Source organism: Candidatus Baltobacteraceae bacterium (assembly GCA_036559195.1).
In the GTDB taxonomy this organism is placed as follows: domain Bacteria; phylum Vulcanimicrobiota; class Vulcanimicrobiia; order Vulcanimicrobiales; family Vulcanimicrobiaceae; genus JALYTZ01.
The window spans coordinates 1-16,934 of sequence record DATBTN010000055.1 but is presented as its reverse complement, the minus strand read 5'-3'; the positions used below and the strand labels follow the sequence as shown (position 1 = coordinate 16,934).

General features: G+C 63.9%; 18 protein-coding genes and 1 tRNA gene. 12 read left to right on the top strand and 7 right to left on the bottom strand.

Translation table 11 applies throughout. The annotated features are described in order from the left end of the window. Positions 1-17: 17 nt before the first annotated feature. A complete protein-coding gene (gene dnaG / locus VIG32_08080) occupies positions 18-1,832 on the top strand; it encodes a DNA primase (GenBank protein ID HEY8297963.1) in 1,815 nt (604 codons plus the stop codon). 10 nt (positions 1,833-1,842) lie between these two features. Continuing rightward, entirely contained in the window at positions 1,843-3,027 is a 1,185-nt protein-coding gene (rpoD, locus tag VIG32_08075; protein HEY8297962.1) for an RNA polymerase sigma factor RpoD, read from the top strand. A gap of 12 nt (positions 3,028-3,039) precedes the next feature. On the opposite strand, the gene VIG32_08070 is transcribed toward rpoD, so the two are convergent. Genes VIG32_08070 through VIG32_08060 form a run of 3 tightly spaced genes read right to left on the bottom strand, consistent with a single transcriptional unit; the run spans position 3,040 to position 4,886 of the window. After that, positions 3,040-3,711, bottom strand: a complete 672-nt coding sequence (locus tag VIG32_08070) for a hypothetical protein (GenBank protein ID HEY8297961.1) — start codon at positions 3,709-3,711, stop codon at positions 3,040-3,042. Positions 3,712-3,736: 25 nt separating this feature from the next. Beyond that, positions 3,737-4,510, bottom strand: coding sequence for a hypothetical protein (locus VIG32_08065; protein HEY8297960.1), 774 nt, complete (start codon positions 4,508-4,510; stop codon positions 3,737-3,739). 4 nt (positions 4,511-4,514) lie between these two features. Beyond that, entirely contained in the window at positions 4,515-4,886 is a 372-nt protein-coding gene (locus VIG32_08060) for a hypothetical protein (GenBank protein ID HEY8297959.1), read from the bottom strand. Positions 4,887-4,988: 102 nt separating this feature from the next. Here VIG32_08060 and VIG32_08055 point away from each other — a divergent pair, with 102 nt between their 5' ends. Both VIG32_08055 and VIG32_08050 read left to right on the top strand, forming a co-directional pair. Continuing rightward, positions 4,989-6,467, top strand: coding sequence for a peptidylprolyl isomerase (locus tag VIG32_08055; GenBank protein ID HEY8297958.1), 1,479 nt, complete (start codon positions 4,989-4,991; stop codon positions 6,465-6,467). A 14-nt stretch (positions 6,468-6,481) separates the two neighbouring features. Beyond that, a complete protein-coding gene (locus VIG32_08050; protein HEY8297957.1) occupies positions 6,482-6,847 on the top strand; it encodes a hypothetical protein in 366 nt (121 codons plus the stop codon). Here the strand turns inward: VIG32_08050 and VIG32_08045 are convergent. From VIG32_08045 to VIG32_08030, 4 genes are read right to left on the bottom strand one after another with little or no spacing between them, the layout of a single operon-like run. Next, the gene (locus tag VIG32_08045) at positions 6,844-8,073 is read right to left on the bottom strand and encodes a serine hydrolase domain-containing protein (protein HEY8297956.1); all 1,230 of its coding nucleotides are present in this window, start codon (positions 8,071-8,073) and stop codon (positions 6,844-6,846) included. The two genes, VIG32_08050 and VIG32_08045, sit on opposite strands and share 4 nt — an antisense overlap. 46 nt (positions 8,074-8,119) lie before the next feature. Next, positions 8,120-8,569 carry a D-aminoacyl-tRNA deacylase gene (gene dtd / locus VIG32_08040; GenBank protein ID HEY8297955.1) on the bottom strand — a complete coding sequence of 150 codons (450 nt, stop codon included), beginning with the start codon at positions 8,567-8,569 and terminating at the stop codon, positions 8,120-8,122. A gap of 9 nt (positions 8,570-8,578) precedes the next feature. Then, positions 8,579-9,466 carry a proline dehydrogenase family protein gene (locus VIG32_08035; protein ID HEY8297954.1) on the bottom strand — a complete coding sequence of 296 codons (888 nt, stop codon included), beginning with the start codon at positions 9,464-9,466 and terminating at the stop codon, positions 8,579-8,581. A 17-nt stretch (positions 9,467-9,483) separates the two neighbouring features. Next, positions 9,484-10,263 (bottom strand): ABC transporter permease subunit, encoded by a 780-nt coding sequence (locus VIG32_08030; GenBank protein ID HEY8297953.1) that lies wholly within the window; start codon positions 10,261-10,263, stop codon positions 9,484-9,486. 68 nt (positions 10,264-10,331) lie between these two features. Between VIG32_08030 and VIG32_08025 the strand changes: the two genes are divergently transcribed. From VIG32_08025 to VIG32_07990, 8 genes are all read left to right on the top strand, one after another. After that, positions 10,332-10,745, top strand: a complete 414-nt coding sequence (locus VIG32_08025) for a response regulator (GenBank protein HEY8297952.1) — start codon at positions 10,332-10,334, stop codon at positions 10,743-10,745. A 16-nt stretch (positions 10,746-10,761) separates the two neighbouring features. Then, positions 10,762-11,322, top strand: a complete 561-nt coding sequence (locus tag VIG32_08020) for a manganese efflux pump (protein HEY8297951.1) — start codon at positions 10,762-10,764, stop codon at positions 11,320-11,322. Further along, on the top strand, positions 11,319-12,212 hold the full coding sequence (locus VIG32_08015) for a hypothetical protein (GenBank protein HEY8297950.1): 894 nt from the start codon (positions 11,319-11,321) through the stop codon (positions 12,210-12,212). The genes VIG32_08020 and VIG32_08015 overlap by 4 nt, the downstream gene beginning before the upstream one ends. Then, positions 12,209-13,819 (top strand): hypothetical protein, encoded by a 1,611-nt coding sequence (locus tag VIG32_08010; protein ID HEY8297949.1) that lies wholly within the window; start codon positions 12,209-12,211, stop codon positions 13,817-13,819. The genes VIG32_08015 and VIG32_08010 overlap by 4 nt, the downstream gene beginning before the upstream one ends. Before the next feature lie 6 nt (positions 13,820-13,825). Then, positions 13,826-14,650, top strand: coding sequence for a 3-keto-5-aminohexanoate cleavage protein (locus VIG32_08005; protein ID HEY8297948.1), 825 nt, complete (start codon positions 13,826-13,828; stop codon positions 14,648-14,650). Between the two features lie 114 nt (positions 14,651-14,764). Then, positions 14,765-15,739, top strand: a complete 975-nt coding sequence (locus VIG32_08000) for an ABC transporter permease (GenBank protein ID HEY8297947.1) — start codon at positions 14,765-14,767, stop codon at positions 15,737-15,739. A gap of 18 nt (positions 15,740-15,757) precedes the next feature. Then, the gene (opp4C, locus tag VIG32_07995) at positions 15,758-16,687 is read left to right on the top strand and encodes an oligopeptide ABC transporter permease (protein HEY8297946.1); all 930 of its coding nucleotides are present in this window, start codon (positions 15,758-15,760) and stop codon (positions 16,685-16,687) included. A 29-nt stretch (positions 16,688-16,716) separates the two neighbouring features. After that, positions 16,717-16,800, top strand: a tRNA-Leu gene (locus VIG32_07990). The last annotated feature ends 134 nt before the right edge of the window (positions 16,801-16,934 follow it).

Sequence of the window (16,934 nt, the reverse complement as noted above, 5' to 3'; positions counted from 1 at the left end):
AATCATCTTCAGACTCTATGCGGATTGACGAAGGAACGAAACGGGAGATTTTGGCTCGCATCGATATCGCGAGCTTCATCGGCGCGTACGTTCCGCTGCGCAAGCGGGGGAACGATCTCGTCGGTCTGTGCCCGTTTCATGGGGAAAAAACGCCCTCGTTCCACGTGCATCCCGATCGCGGCTTCTTCAAATGTTTCGGATGCGGCGTGGGCGGCGACGTCTTTACGTTCGTTACGAAACTGGAGAACGTGCCGTTCCCCGAAGCGGTGCGTATCCTCGCGGCGCGCGCCGGGGTCGAAGTCGAACCGGAGGATCCCGGCACGTCGCGGGCGCGCTCCGAGCGCGAAGCCATCTACGAAGCCAACCAGATCGCAACCGCATTCTTCGAGCGCGTGTTACGGAGTACGGATGGTGAGCGCGCGCGCGCCTATTGCGAGCAGCGCGGTTTCACGCCGGCGACGATCGAGCGCTTCCACCTCGGCTACGCGCCCAACGATTGGAACGCACTTACCGACGAGCTGCAGCGCAACAAGGTCGATCTGGAACTGGCGGCGCGCGCTGGATTGGTCAAAGCCGGCCAGCGCGGCTTCTACGATTTCTATCGCGATCGATTGATCGTGCCGACCTACGCGACGACGGGCGAAGCCATCGCCTTCGGCGGCCGCATCTTGGGCGAGGGCGAACCGAAATACCTCAACACGTCGACGACGCCCGTTTATACGAAGGGCCGGCATCTTTTCGGTCTAAACGTGGCGCGCCGCGCCGCGGCCGCCGAGCATACGCTCATCGTCGTCGAAGGGTATCTCGACTGCATCGCCTTACATCAGGCGGGATTTGAAAATACGGTCGCCGCGCTCGGCACCTCGTTTACCGAAGACCAGGCGCGCGAACTGCGCAAGTACGCGGAAAACATTTATCTGTGTTTCGACGGCGATACGGCCGGCGGAAACGCCGCAACGAAGGCGGTCGACGTTGCTACGCGCGTCGTGGAGCACAGCGGGTCGAGCGTACGTATCGTCCTCTTGCCCGATGGCGAAGACCCGGACAGCTACGTTCGGGTGCACGGATCCGCCGGCTTCAAAGCATTGCTCGATGGCGCGAAGCCGTCGATCGAGTTCCGCTTGGACGCGCAGGTCGAACGCTTGCGCACGGGGTTCGAATCGCCCGCGCAAATCGCGCGCAAGGCCGAGCAAGTTATCCGCGAGATGACGCCCGTCGCCGAATGGGATCGGTGGCGCGTTTGGATCGCAAAACGGCTGAAGGTTAACGAGAACGACCTCCGGAATAGCCGTTTCCTCGCGAACAATCAAAGCTTTGCGCCGCGTTTCGGGTCGGCGGGCGCCCAAGGCAGTCGCCACGTCGCGACGACTATCCAGCCGACGTCATTCGAGCGCGAAGTGCTCGCGATCTTCCTCGAGGATCCCTCGCTCGTGCGAGACTTCGGGGATCGGATTCCGCCGGCTCGGTTCCGAAACGAGATTTACCGGCGCATCTACGAAACCATCGTGGAGCACGGCGACCGGCTCACCGACACGGGCGATGTTTTTGCGATTTTTGCCGACGATATACAGAGCGCGTCGGAGCTCTCGTCGCTCGGGCAGCGGGACCGCAGCTCGACGGTGCGGTATGCCGATCCGGCGCAGCGGCGGGCCCATCTGGAGCGAGTAGTCGAACGGCTGCAACTCGAGGATGCGGACCGGCGTTATCAGGAACTGTCCCGGCAAATTGACGAACTCATTACGAGCGGGCAAGTCATCGGGCCGGACCTGCGAACTGAATACGATACCCTGGTAGCGAAGTTAAAGAACAACCAAAAAAACGAAGGGAGGTGAGAACAAAACAATGGCACGTAAGAAAGCAGCCGGCGGCGCCGCAACGGCGGAGCAACCCGTACTCACGATTGAAGAAATTAAAAAGCGCCTCGTCGAGCGCGGCAAGAAGCGCGGATCCGTAACGATCGACGAGATCAACGTCGAGGTCGGCCGTTATGTCGAAACGCACGAAGACGCAAACGAAGCCGAAATATTTGAAGACTTGATGGCCGAGCTTAACGGCGTGAGCATCGACGTCGTCGAGGAACAAGAAGAAGAGAAGCCGGAGACCGAGGACGAGCGCCCCGAGGAAGTCATTCCGGCCGGGCTCGCGCTGGACGATCCCGTCCGGATGTACCTCAAGGAAATCGGACGCGTGCCGCTGCTCTCGATGGAAGACGAAAAACGTCTGGCGATGAGCATCGAAGCGGGTGAGAAAGAGCTGCTCAATAACGGGACGACCAATCAGCTGATCGTCACGCAGGGCGATGAGTCCAAACGTCAATTGACCGAAGCGAATCTTCGACTGGTCGTTTCGATCGCGAAGAAGTACGTGGGCCGCGGCATGCTCTTCTTAGATCTGATTCAAGAAGGCAATCTCGGTCTGATCCGGGCGGTCGAAAAATTCGACTATCGCAAGGGCTACAAGTTCTCAACCTACGCGACCTGGTGGATACGCCAAGCGATCACGCGAGCGCTTGCAGACCAAGCCCGCACGATCCGGATCCCGGTACACATGGTCGAGACGATCAATCGTCTCATCAAGATTTCGCGCCAGCTCCTGCAAGAGCTGGGCCGCGATCCGTCAGTCGAAGAGATCGCCGCCGAGATGGGTCTGACGCCGGAGAAGGTCCGCGAAGTCATCAAGATCAGCCAAGAGCCCATCTCGCTCGAAACGCCGATCGGCGAAGAGGAAGATTCGCATCTCGGCGATTTCATCGAAGATCAGGAGGCCGTCGCGCCGGCCGAAGCCGCGTCGGTCATGCTGCTCAAAGAAAAGATGCAGGACGTGCTGCAAAATCTTACCGAGCGCGAACGAAAGGTGCTCGTGCTCCGCTTCGGACTCGAAGACGGCCACCAGCGCACGCTCGAAGAGGTCGGCCAGGAGTTTGGGGTGACGCGCGAGCGCATCCGTCAGATCGAAGCCAAGGCCTTGCGCAAGCTGCGCCACCCCTCACGCGGGAAAGCGCTCAAAGACTACTGGAGCAACGAGTAAGCTCGGGGTCCCTTACATCGAGCCCATGCCGGCGTTTTTGGTTGGGTGAACGAGCGGATTCTTATCGGCGAACGCGCCGCTGGGGTTGGCCTTCACCCACACGATGAGATCCCACTCGGCGGGAAACGTGAAGACCTTGGCAACCGTCGAGGCGCTTTTGGCTTTCCCCAACTTGACGATGGTCGCGGCCTGCGGGTCGGCGAGACTGCCGCCAGCTTTAACAAACGCGCGCCCGCTGACGGCATGGCCGTATTGTCCGTTGCCGGCCGGGGCGGTGAGGATATAGTGCACGTGCGGGCGGCCGAACTTCGACCAGCGCGCCGGATTCACGCCCCAGAGGTGCGGCGGCGTCTTGGTGAGCGGCACGGAAAAATCCGCGCCGAGCAGATTACCCTTCACGTCGTACCAGAGTTGGCTCGGATGCTGCGGGTCCGCGCTCGTCCAATGCAGGTTCGCGTAGCTGATCGCGCCGGTGTCGTCTTCGTTGGTGAAGCGAAAGTAGCCGGCCTTCTCGGCGTCTGCGGGGGTCGAGAAGCGCGTGTTGAGATCGTGCTGGATCCCGGTGACGAAAGCGATTTCTTTGCCGATGGGTTTGTCGGAGAGCTTGGCGGCGGCGGTGGCGCTTAGATTGAAACTACCTGCGCCGAGCGCAAGAAGTGCGAGCGCGAAAAGCGCACGTTTCATAAAGAAGTCTTCTCCGTTCTCTAGCTTACGGTGACGGCGTCGTCGTCGGTATGGGTGACGGCGATGCCGTGGGGGACGGCTTCGGCGTCGAGAACGGATTATCTCTCGGCGTCGCCAGGGGCACGGGAGCGAAGTGCGACTGCGGCTTGTCGCTCGAGTACGAGAACGGCGGCGGAGTCGCGAGTTCGACCGAACCCCCGAGCAGCGCGAGGTTCTCGGCGGTTCGCGCCCGCAGCACGGTGCCGGGGCGCAATACGACCTGCTGGCCCTTACGCAGCATGTGATACAGGGCGTGGTACGGCACGAAGATGTCGCCTACGGTGTCGGTGATACCGCGGGTATTGGCCTGTCCCGAGCTCATATGCGGGTCGATATGCTCGGTCGGCGTGTTGAGGGTTAACGTCTTGCCGTCGGAGAGCGTCAGGGGCTCGAAATAGATCTCGACCGACCCGTCGACGTTGCCGATCTGCGCGCCCTCGGCTTGCACGACTTCGATCTGCACCGGCGCGCCCTTACGGGCGATGGTCACGCCGTCGAGCACGATCGGATCGCGCAGATGCGCGCGCACGAAGCTGCCCGCCTTGGACGAATTCGAAGCGATCGTGCCGTCCAAAACGAAGAAGAGGCTCGAATCGAGCGGGAGTTCGGTTGCGTTGGCCGGTAGCGGTTGCGGGGTCGGAGCCGCCACCGATGAAGGCCGAGGACTCCCGCTCGTTTGGATCGCCAGCGCCGGGCCCGCGCCGCCGAAGATCGCGAGCGAGAGTCCGGCGGCCGCCAGGATTAGAAGTGCCCCGCGCAAAGGATTAGCTCGCGCGCTTGCGCTCCTCGGGTTCGATCGGCAGCGCCGCAGCGGCTGCTGCCGCAGCTGCCCGTTTGCCTTCTTCGATGAGCGCTTTGACTTTCTGGCCACCTTTTTGTCCGATCTGTTCGTAGAAATTGGGGCCGTACCGGTCGCGAGTCGCCTCGCCGCCCTTCTTGCCGCCCTTCTTGCCGATCTCTTCGTAGAACGCATGGCCGTGCGCTTCCTTGGTGGCTTGGCCGCCTTTACGCCCGATCATCTCGTAGAACTCGGGTCCGTATTTTTTCTTGACGGTTTCGCCGCCTTTTTGACCGGCCTCGCGGACGGTCATGCCGCCACCGGCTTTTTTGGGTTGCGGGTTACTTGGGGTACTCATAGGGACTTTCTTAACCTCGGTTCTTTGCGCCGCCCCAGAAGGACGGCAATCTCATGCTCCATATACTAGAACGCAAGTCCGACCGAGAAAGTTGGTGTTACGTTGGCCTACCGCGCGCTTACCTCGCTCCTAGCTGCGACCGCCCTCTTGTTTTGCCTAGGCGCTGCGCCTTCGCCGGCCGGTCCGGAGGTCCAGATTACCCAGCTCGAGCGGGCCCGCTCGCTGGGCGACGGCCGGCTGGCAGCGTTCCTCAACGGCCCCGATCGGCTCGTCGCCATTCGGGCGGCGCTCGCGATCGGGCGATCGAAGCGACCGGCCGGTATACTTCTTCTACGCGCGCACGTGCACGATCGTGACGGCGCGATGCGGGCGATGTGCGTGTACTCGCTCGGCCTCATCGGGACGCGCTACGCGGCAAACGACGTTCTGCGAGCCCTCGTCGATCGCAGCGAGGCGGTACGCGTCGCCGCATACGACGCGGCGGATCGACTCGAGAGCGCGAACGCATTCTCCACTCAAAACGAGCGTTCGTCTCTCGCGGTCCTCGCGCAGGCGCTTCTACGGGAGCGCAATCCGACGCTGCGATCGCGCGCGGCAACGGCGATGGAAGCGTTCAAGAGTGGACCGGCGGCCGACGCCGCGTCGCGTGCGTTGGCGGCAGCGTTTCCGCGCGAGCCCGACGCCTCCGTGCGGTGGCACATCATGTGGACGATCTACCGCGGCTATGCGATACGCGTTCCCCGTGCGGTTATCGTGCGAGGACTCGGCGATCGCAACGACGTGGTGCGCATCGAAGCCGTGCGCGCGCTCGGCCGCGTAAAGAACGTCGACGCGATCGCGTCGCTCGATCCGATGCTGCGCGATCCATCGTGGCGCGTGCAAGAGCAGGCGGCCGAATCGATCAAGGCGTTGCGCGGCGAGCCGGTAAGCGAGCATCTCAAGTCTATTCCGGCGACCGTTCATTTGCCGGCCGTCGAGCCCGACCGCTTCGCGCGGCTGCCCGCGCTGCCCCGGCCGGCGGCGAGCGGCGCGCCGCTCGCGCCGACGGCCGATGCGATCCGCCGCGAGCCCCGCCTCGATCCGAGCGGCGCCGCGGCCTTTACCGGCCCGGCGCGCGGCCCGCACCCGCGGATGCGAATCGTTACGACCAAAGGCAACGTGTACGTCGAACTCTATCCGGAGTGGGCGCCGCTCACCGTCGAGAATTTTACGAACCTCGCCGAACGCGGGTATTACGATGCGAATCCGTGGTTTCGAATCGTGCCGGATTTTGTGGTGCAGACCGGCGGCGGCATCGACGGCAACAGCGACGTGAAATACACGATACCGGCGGAGGAGAACCCGCTCGAACAGGACAGTTACGTGATCTCGATGGGATTGAACTATACCGATCCGCCCGACGCGCACGCGATTCGGGATTCGGCCGGCTCGGAATTTTACATCACGCTCTCGCCGCAAGAGCATCTCAATCGCGACTTCACGGTCTTCGGGCGCGTTATCGGCGGCTTCGACGTTCTCGCGCGATTGATCGAATCGGACAAGATCGTGCGCATCGAACGCATCGCGGACTCCCCGCAGTGAGGGCCGTTCGCGCCTTGGCCGTACTGGCCGCGGCCGGCGCGCTGGCGGCCTGCGGAGGGCCGCCGCATCTGCCCGTTACGCTCGATGGGTGCCGGGCCGTTGCGACGCCCGGAGGGTTCGCCGTCGACGCGCGCGTCAAGAGCGACGCTTCGAAGCCCATCTCCGCCATCGTCGCGCGGGTGGATTTCTATCGCGATTTTCGCTACACGCATTTTAACGCCGAGGCGAAGGTGACGCGCGAACTCGATCCCGGTCAAACGCAGAACCTGCGCTTTACGGTGGCGGGCGGCGGCGATTCGCACGCGCTGGGGCCGGCGATGCGCTGCATCGCAACGCGCTTGGAGTACCTCGACGGAACGAGCGATACGCTGCGGCACTAACTCGCGGGCGCCATCGTCAGCACGATCGGAAAGAGGGGCGCGATCACATAATACGGATCGAGCCCCGAGCCGTCGTCGGTCAAGATGACGATATCGATTCCGTCGTCGGGAAACGTTGCGTTTACGGTTTGATAACCGGTTACGTCGCCGTCGTGCCAAATGAAGCGATGGCCTTGCAGCGAGCTTACGAACCATCCGTCGGCGTACGCGCCGTACGATTGCGCGAACGGCCCGGGGGTAAACATCTGCGCGAGCGTCGCCTGCGCGAACAATCCCGGTGCGTTCACCGCCCGATCCCACTTCTCGAGATCGCCGGCCGTCGAGGTGAGCCCGCCGGGTCCGGCGAGAAATTGCAGATTTGGTTGCCACGTGCGCTGCGGCCCGGCGCCGTAGTCGGCGTAGCCCAACGCGAAATCCGTAACCGGGGACGCCGGAAAACCTTGATGCGTTTGCGTCATTCCGAGCGGCCCGAAGATGCGCTGCGTTAAGAACGCTCCGAGCGGCTCTCCGCTGACCTGCGCCACGATCGCGCCCAATAAGAGATAGTTGGAATTGCTGTAGTCGTATTGCGTACCCGGCGCGAACCGCAGCGGAAACGTTCCTAGCAGATCGATAATCGGCCGGTAGTCGGCCGAGCCGCCCGCCACGAAGGCCGCGTACGCGGAGCTAAAATCCGGGTATTGGCCGAACGAGTTGTAGTCGACGAGGCCGCTGCGGTGTTGAAGCAGATAGAGTAGCGAGATCTGCTGCCCGTTGGGAAAGCTCGGAAAGTATTTCGAGAGCGGGTCGTTTACGGAGAGTTTCCCATCTTGTTGCAGCAACAAGATCGCCGCCGCCGTAAACTCCTTGCTCACCGATGCGAGATCGAAGATCGTGTTCGCGTCGGGGGCGAAGACGCCGCGCTGCAGATGCAAAAGCACATCCGGTTGCGTAAGGCCCCAGAAATCGTGTCCGCCGAACGAGTCTGGAAGACCCCGATCGCGCAGCCCGTAGCCCTTTACGTACACCGGCCGGCCGTTCTTATAGACGGCTAGTTCGACTCCCCAGCCGCCGGGATAATTCGTCTCAACGACCTGGTCGATCTTCGTAGCGTTGGTGACCGGCGGCGAAGCGCTCGGAAGCGGCAGCGTGGGAGCCGATCCCCCGCTCCCGCCGCATCCCGCGAGCAGGCATGCCGCGAAGGCGGCCGGTGCCCGAAGCGATCTGGCGCGCGCCGAAATGTTCATACTCTCGAGTCGTATTATCCGCCGGCGCGCCCGTAAAGTCCAACGGCTAGAACGTTTTGGCGGTATCGAGCAGGATCGTCACGGGGCCGTCGTTGACGAGTTCGACGGCCATATCGGCGCCGAAAATGCCGTACCTCACCACGATTCCCTCGCGCTCGACGAGGTGCCCCACGAGTTCGTAGAGCGGCTTCGCGCGATCCTCACGCGCGGCAGTGATAAACGACGGGCGCCGTCCCCGGCGCGCATCGCCGAGCAGCGTGAATTGCGAGACCAGCAGCACCGAGCCGCCGGCCTCGCCGACGCTGCGGTTCATCAATCCGGCGCCGTCGGGAAAGATGCGCAGCGATAGCAGTTTTTGCGCGAGCTGATTTGCCGCGGGCTCGGCGTCGTCAACGCCCACCCCTACGAAGACGAGCAGTCCGCGTTCGATCGCACCCGCAACCGCTCCGTCGACGGTGACCGACGCCCGCGTGACGCGTTGAACGACGGCGCGCACTCGCTCGCGCTACTTCGAAAAGATCGAGGTCAGCACGAAGAGCGCGTTCTCTTTGCGTTCGGCGATGCGGCGATAAAAATACCCCGCCCAATGCGTACCGAACGGAACGTAGACGCGCAGGCGATAGCCTTCGCGTACGAGCTGGCGCTGCACTTCGGGCCGAATACCGTAGAGCATTTGGAACTCGAATCGATCCGACGCGATGCCGCGTGCTTTCGTCAGGCGCTTTACGGCGTCGATCAGCCCGGGGTCGTGCGTGGCGATCCCGGGATACTGCCCGCGCGTGAGCAGCGCTTCGGCCTCGTCCAGAAAGGCGGCTCGAATCTCGGGCATCGATTGGAATGCGATCGCGGCGGGTTCGCTGTAAGCGCCCTTGCACAAGCGCACGCGCGCGCCCAGCGCGATCGCATTCTCAACATCGCGAGCCGTGCGCTTGAGATACGCCTGCAAAACTTCGCCGACGTTTTTGTGGAGCGCGAACGCGCGCTCGAAGACGCGCAGCGTGGCGTCGGTCACGGGCGAGCCTTCCATGTCGATGCGTACGAAGGGATCGGCGTTGTGTCCCGCGCGTTCCAGGATGGTGCCGAGATTTTCGAGCGCGAAGTCTTCGTCTACGAGCAAGCCCATCGCGGTCAGTTTGATCGAGACGTTTGTGTCCACGCCCGCAGCGGCGATGGCATCGAGCATGGCGAGGTAGGTGTCGCGCGTCTTCAGCGCGGCGTCGCGTTCGAGAACGTCTTCACCGAGAAAATCGAGCGTGGCGCTCATTCCCTGGGCATTGAGGCGGCGAACCGCGTCGATCGCCGACTCGATGGTCTCACCGGCGACGAAGCGCTTGGCTAGAAAAAAGAAACGCTTTTGAAATGTGGAGTCGGGCGAGAGCAGGCGATCGATCACGGTCATACGAGTACGGGCTATACGACGCGGTGGCGCAACGCCCATTGTACGCCAACCACGATGACCGCCAGTACGACGAACCCGTAGCTGAGTGCGAGCGCCGGCCCGATCCCTTGCGCCGAGAGCGTGACGTAGAGCGCGACGGGCAACGACGTTGGATGGTACGCCACGATGGAAGTGGCTCCGTACTCGCCGATCGCGCGCAGCCATGCCAGCAAGACGCCTGCCAGGACGTTGGGCGCGGCCAGCGGCAAGGCGATGCGCGCGAAGACGGTTACCGGACCGGCGCCGAGCGTGCGCGCGGAAGCCTCGTAGATGGGATCGAGGGCGGCGAACGCGGCGCACGCGGTGATCGCGACGAACGAGCCCGCAACGAAAAGTTCCGCTAGGGCGACGCCCCACAGCGAATCCACGAAGACGATGCCGTGCGCGGCGAGCCACGCGCCCAGCGGCGCTCGGGTTCCGATACTCTGCAAGAGGATGATGCCGGAAGCGACCGGCGGAAACGCGAGCGGCAGCGCGAGCGCGAAGAGGGCGGCTCCGCGAAGGCGTGCGCCGCTATGCGCGAGTGCGTAGCCGGCCGGGACGCCGAGCAGCGACGCGACGAGAATCGCGAGGATCGAAGCCGCGAGCGAGGTCTGCAGCGCATCGCGCGCCGTGGGCGCGGAAAACGCACGGACGACGTCGGCGGGAGGGACGCTCGCCAGCATCACGAGCACGGGCCCGAGCATGACCGAGAGCAGGAGCACGGTCGGCAGCAAAAAAATCGAGCCCGTGCGTAACCGATTATGTGACAAAACCTTTACCAAACTACCGGAGGAACCACGAGGCAGGGGCTCGACCGGGGCGGAATGCGGCCACGAGGATGACACAACGCACGTGGCGGGTACTGATTGCGGACGACGATCCTGCCATCTGCACGCTGATCGACACGGTACTGAAGAGGGGCCCTTACGAGATCGTGATCCGCAACGACGCCGAGAGTGCGCTCGTCGCGCTCGGTCACGAGGCTCCGTTCGACATCATCATTTGCGATTTCATGCTTCCGGGCATCTCCGGCATCGATTTGATCGAGCGGCTGCGCGCCGACGACCGTACGCAAAACCTCCCGATTCTCATGATCAGCGGGCATACGAATTACGCGATGGACGGGCGCGCCAAATCGGCGGGCGCGAACATGTTTCTCAATAAACCGTTTACCATCTCGCAATTGCGTGCCGCGGTGAACGGTTTGCTGGCGGCAGCGATGCCGGCCGCACAAGGGAAGCCTCTCACCTAGCTCGCAGAGTGGGTCGATGCCCCTGCTCAAAATTCTGGCGGTCGCCCTATCGCTGGCTCTCGACGTGTTTGCCGTGAGCGTCGGCGTTGGTATTCGCGGGGTGGAGCGCAACGTCAAGATCCGCATCGGCATTGCGTTTGCGTGCGCCGAGATCGCGATGAACGTGATCGGCGCCGGACTCGGCGCGGTCGCGGGCAGATTTTTGGGCGACGTCGCGGGATATATCGGCTTCGCGGCCCTCATCGGCTTAGGTGCGTACATGATCTACGAGAGTACGCGCAACCTCGAGGAGCGCACGCCCCTGGACCTCTCGCGCGGCTGGGGATTGCTCGTCGCATCGCTCTCGATCAGTCTGGATTCGCTCGGTATCGGGTTTTCGATTCTGTACATCGGCGTTCCGGTCGTGCTCTCGCTCGCGATCATCGGCATCGTTTCGGTTAGCGCAACGGGGCTGGGGTTGATGCTGGGACGGCGATTGGGCAAACGCGCCGAAGAAGGCGCCGAACTCTGGGCCGGAATCGTCCTGGCTTTAACGGGCGTCGCTTTCATCGCATTGCGGCTCGCCGGGCACGGATGAACGCGGGTGCGGCGCTGCTCGATCTCGCGAGGGCCGGCGGCGTGCGTTCGCTCTTCGTCGTGGGTACCGGCAAGAACGTCGGCAAGACCGTTACGGTCCGAGCGATTCTGGAGTCTGCGAGTGCGCGCGATATCGCCTACGGCGTCACGTCGATCGGACGCGACGGCGAAGCGTTCGACGTGGCCGATTCTTCCGCGAAGCCGCGGCTCTTTCTGCGCCCCGGCGCGATCCTCGCGACCGCGCGCGAAACGCTGCCACGTCACCCGGCGAGTATCGTGCTCGAACTCTCCGACCTGCGTACCGCCGCCGGGACGCTCGTCTACGCGCAAGTCGCGCGCGCCGGCTACTTCGAGATTGCCGGACCGCCCAGCGCGCGCGGAATCCGCGTTTGCGTCGAGCGGCTGCGCGAACTCGGATGCGAGCAGACGATCGTCGACGGCGCGATCGACCGGGTCGCAGCGCTTGCCGGAGGCGACGACGCGATCGTCGTAGCGACCGGCGCGAGCGGCGCGACGACGATGGACGATGCGATCGACGACGTGCGCGCGCTCGTCGGCCGCTTACGCGTACCGGCCTACGATCCCACGGCGCCGTTTCTGCTCGTCGATGGTGCGCTCACGCCCGGCCACGCCGCGCGACTGCTCGCGCAAGGCGAGTCGCGCCAGATCGTCGTGCGTCATCCCACGCAGATCGCCGTGAGCGGGAAGGCCTTTCTCGGTTTGATCGATCGGTTGACCGTGCGGTGCGAGCAGCCGCTGCGCGTCGTGGCGGCGACCGTCGCTTCGATCGGCCGCGAGCGCTACTTCGAACCGCGCACCTTCGCGCGCGCGGTTGCAGGCGCCACGGGGTTACCAACGTTCGACGTGTACGCAAGCGCGGTGGCGGCGTGAACTTCGAGGCGCTCGCCGACGCTCGCACGCGCGCCGCGCTCGCGCTGAATTGGCTGCGCGCGGAACTCGAACCGGTCGGCGAATACGGGCGGCGCGCGTTCGACGAACTCATCCCTTTCTCGCCGGGTCAAGAATCGAAAGCCCGCGAACGGGTCGCTCGAATCACGCGCCTCGCGGAAACGCTCGATCCATCGCGCGTCGACGCGATTCGCGACGCGCTGCGCGCCGCTCCGGACGCCGCCGCGGCGATCGCGCGCGCCGCGATGGGCGACGTGCTCGCCGACGCGAATCTTTTAGAAGTACAGCGCGTTCTCGACGCGGCCGCGCGCATCGGCGGACTCTTGGCCGAGCCGGATGGCACCCTGCGCGCGCTGATGCACGATCTTGCGGATCTCGCAGCGGCGCTCGAACGCGGGCGGCGGGGTAAGTTCGGCTTTTACCTCGCCGACGCGTACGATCCGGCGCTCGCGCGGGCGCGAATCGCCGCGGACGACGCGCAGGCGCAGTACGATGCGGCGCGCGCACGTCTCGCCGCGCGCGTCGCGAAGAGTCTGAATCGCGACGAGATCGCCGCTGGCGAATTCATTCTCATGCGCGCGGATCTGCACGGCTCGCTCCCCGCAGGCATCCACGTCGTTCGCGAAGCCCCGACCTATCTGCTCTGCGAGCTTGAACACGACGAAGCGGCGCTCTCCGCGCTCGAGGGGCGCGATCGCGCCGATGTCGCCGTCGCGGAGGCGGAAGAATCGGCGCGCACCAAGCTCGGCGCGATCGTTCGGGCGCACGCCCGCACGTTCGAGCTACTGCTGCAGCGTTTGGGAAGCCTCGATCTCACGATGGCGCAGGTGCGCTTCGCGCAACGCTTCGCATGCGTCGCTCCCGAGATCGTCGATCGACCGGCCGTCACCTACACGGACGCGCGCTTCTTGCCGCTGGCAGCGCAATTGGAACGGGAGGGGCGCACGTACGAGCCGATCGCGCTCGATCTCAACGGCGTCGCCGTGCTGACGGGGCCGAACATGGGCGGCAAGAGCGTGGCGTTGCGCACGACCGGATTCATCGCGCTGTTGGTCGCCTTCGGCCTGCCGGTTCCCGCCCGCGACGCACGCGTCGGGCTCTTCGACGAGATCGCGTGGCTCGGAATCGGCACCGACGAAACCGCCGGTGGATTGCTTTCGTCGTTCGCGCAGGAGGTGGTGCGTTTGCGCGACCTGCTCGCGCGCCCGGCACCGCGGATGCTGCTGCTGGTCGACGAGTTCGCGCGCACGACGACGCCGCACGAGGGGAAGGCGCTGCTGGTGGCGCTCGTGCGCGCGCTGCGCGAGCGCGGACGCGTCGCGTTTATCGCAACGCATTTAGCGGGCATTGCCGAGGCGAGCGGCGCGCGGCACTTCGCCGTGCGCGGTCTGCGAAACATTCCGCTCGCGCCGCAGTCCGGCGACTTGGCCGAAGCGCTGGCGGCGCTCGCCGCCTCGATGGAGTACGCGATCGCCGAAGTCACGGGGGAGAGGCAACGCCCGGCCGACGCAATCGCCCTCGCGCAATTGCTCGGGCTCGATGCCGCCCTGATCGCAGAAGCGCGCCGGGCCCTCGACGGCGAAGGGTAGCTTCGTATGGATCCCCTGATCGTTACCGTGGCCCCCGTGGGCGCAGAACTCACGCCCGAGCAAACGCCGCACCTGGCGGTTACGCCGAGCGCGCTCGGCGACGTTGCCGGTGCCTGTCGCGCGGCCGGCGCGTCGATCGTGCACGTTCATTGCCGCACCGACGACGGCGCCAACACGCACGACGTGGACCGCTTCAAAGCGGCGTACGAAGCGATCCGGGCGAGCAGCGACCTCATCGTGCAGTTCTCGACCGGCGGTGCGATCGGCATGACGCCGCTCGAACGCGCGAGCGTTTTGCAGTTGCGTCCCGAGATGGCCACACTGACCTGCGGAACGGTCAACTTCGGGGACGAGGTGTTCGAGAACAGCTTTCCGATCATGCGCGGAATCCTGGCGAAGATGCACGAGTTCGGTGTGAAGCCCGAACTCGAGATTTTCGATAAAGGTCACCTTACCAACGCCCGCCGCTTGGAGAAGGAAGGGCTGCTCGAATTCCCCCAGCACGTCGATCTCGTACTCGGCGTGCCGGGCGGGCTGGACGCAACCGTTGAGAACCTCTGCGACTTGGTCGGTTATCTGCCGCCGGGATGCAGTTGGTCGGTCGCCGGGATCGGGCGCCAGCAATTGCCGATGGCGATGGTCGCGATCGCGATGGGCGGCCACGTGCGCGTCGGCCTTGAGGATAACATCTACTACTCGAAGGGTCGCCTTGCTACCAACGACGAGCTGGTCGCACGCGTCGTTCGAATCGCGGGCGAACTCGGCCGCCCGGTCGCCACGCCCGACCAAGCTCGCGACCTGCTGGGCCTGCGCCGTCTGGCCGCTGCATAGCCGCGTTCATAAAAGGGGAAGGGCAAACCGTACCCAAACTAGCGCGGTTCGTCCGGGTCGATCACTAGGAGATTCATGTCAGCAGTTCAATCCGGGCCGGAGCGCCTCTAAAACTTGCTAAACTACATTGTCCGGCGGACGCTTCAGTCTATACCGCTGCTGATTCTGATCTCGCTGATCCTGTATATCATCTTGAACAACGCGCCGGGCGGTCCGCTCGCGCCGTACCTCCAGAACCCCCACATCACCCCGGCCGACATCGCGCGCCTCAAACATAACCTCGGGCTGGATAAACCGATCTGGTACCGCTATATCGTGTGGCTGGGGCACGTGGTCACGGGCGATTTCGGGTATTCGACCAGCAACTCCGAACCGGTGCTGCAGGCGATCCTCGATCGCTTGCCCGCGACGCTGGAACTGATGACCACCTCGTTTGTGATCTCGTTCGTCATCGGCGTCGGAGCCGGACTCTTTTCCGCCGTGCGTCCGTACTCGGCGTGGGACTACTTCATCACGACGTTCGCATTCTTCGGCCAGTCGATGCCGGTCTTCTGGTTCGCACTCATGATGCAGCTCGCGTTTGCGGTACACGGGATTCCACTCGGATTCGGCTATGCGATTCAATTGCCGTCTGCCGGTATCTCCAGTATGGATCAGTTCAATCTCGCCGATCGAGCCTCACATTTGATCTTGCCGGCGATCGTGCTCTCGCTCTTGTTCGTCGCGCTCTACAGCCGCTTCATGCGCTCGTCGATGCTCGAAGTAACGAAGACCGACTACATGCGCACGGCGTCGGCCAAAGGGCTCGACCGGCGCACGGTGATCTTCAAGCATGGATTGAAGAACGCGCTCATTCCGCTGGTCACCGTCACCGCGCTCTCGCTGCCGGGGCTGTTCGGCGGCGCGATCGTCACCGAGACGATCTTCGCGTGGCCGGGCATGGGGCGGCTTTTTTACAACGGCCTTGGACAGAGCGACATCGCGCTATTGATGGGGTATCTCATCTTTAACGCCTTCTTGGTCGTCATGTTCAATCTATTTGCCGACGTTGCGTACGCGTGGCTCGATCCGCGCGTCAAGTACGATTAGAGGTCTGCACCCATGGCTTTGAGCACCCCGATCAACCAGCCTCTGGTCGTTGAAGAAGAGTTCGAACTTAGTAAAAACACCGTTTGGAAACGCTTCCGCCGGCACAAATTGGCGATGGCGGGTTCGGTCGTTTTGCTGATCATGATTTTGGCGGCCGTGTTCGCGCGGCAGCTTTCGCCGTTCGATCCGAACTTTATCGACAGCGCCTGGCAGGGCACGCCGTTGCCGCCTTGTTTCCAGGATCACGCGCAGTGCGCCCACCACGCGCTCGGCACCGACGAAGTCGGGCGCGACCTGCTCGCCCGCCTCTTTTACGGCGCGCGCATCTCCCTGACGGTCGGCGTTTTTGCGGTCATCATGGAGATCGTGATCGGCACCCTGCTCGGTGCGGTCGCGGGCTACTACGGCGGCTGGATCGACTACGTGGTCATGCGAATCACCGACGTCTTTCTCTCGATTCCGCTCCTGCCGCTGCTGTTGGTGCTCACGGCGATCGTCGCCGCGAGTTCGAGTAAGGCATCGCTCGGGTTCGGGGTGATCGTCATCATCATCGGCGCTCTCTCGTGGCCGGGCGTCGCCCGCCTCGTGCGCGCGTCGTTCCTCTCGCTTCGCGAACGCGAGTACACCGAAGCGGCTCGCGCGGTCGGCAACGGCGACATGCGCATCATTCTGCGCCACCTGCTGCCCAACGCGGTCGCGCCGATCATCGTGCAGGCCACGCTCGATGTGGCCAACGTTATCATCCTGGAGTCCACCCTGAGCTATCTGGGCTTCGGGATCCAGCCGCCGACCGCGTCGTGGGGCAATATGCTCGCCAACGCCCAGGCCAATCTCCAGACCGCCTGGTGGGCGGCGGTCTTTCCAGGCATCTGCATCCTCGTAACCGTGCTCGCCATCAATTATATTGGCGACGGTCTGCGAGATGCACTTGACCCCAACATGCGATAGAGTATAGTATCTGTGTTTGTGACCTCTGTGCGCGAGTGGCGGAATTGGTAGACGCACTAGCTTGAGGTGCTAGCGCTGGCAACGGCGTGCTGGTTCGAGTCCAGTCTTGCGCATTTTTTTCACGATTTGCGGGGCGATGCCGGCGTCGCTACGGGGCTCACGGCCGTTAGGCCGCTTCGCCCCTAGGCTCCTTGGCCTCGCCCCGCAAATCGCAAAAAATCGTCCGCTTCGCGGGCGTCTTTTTTTT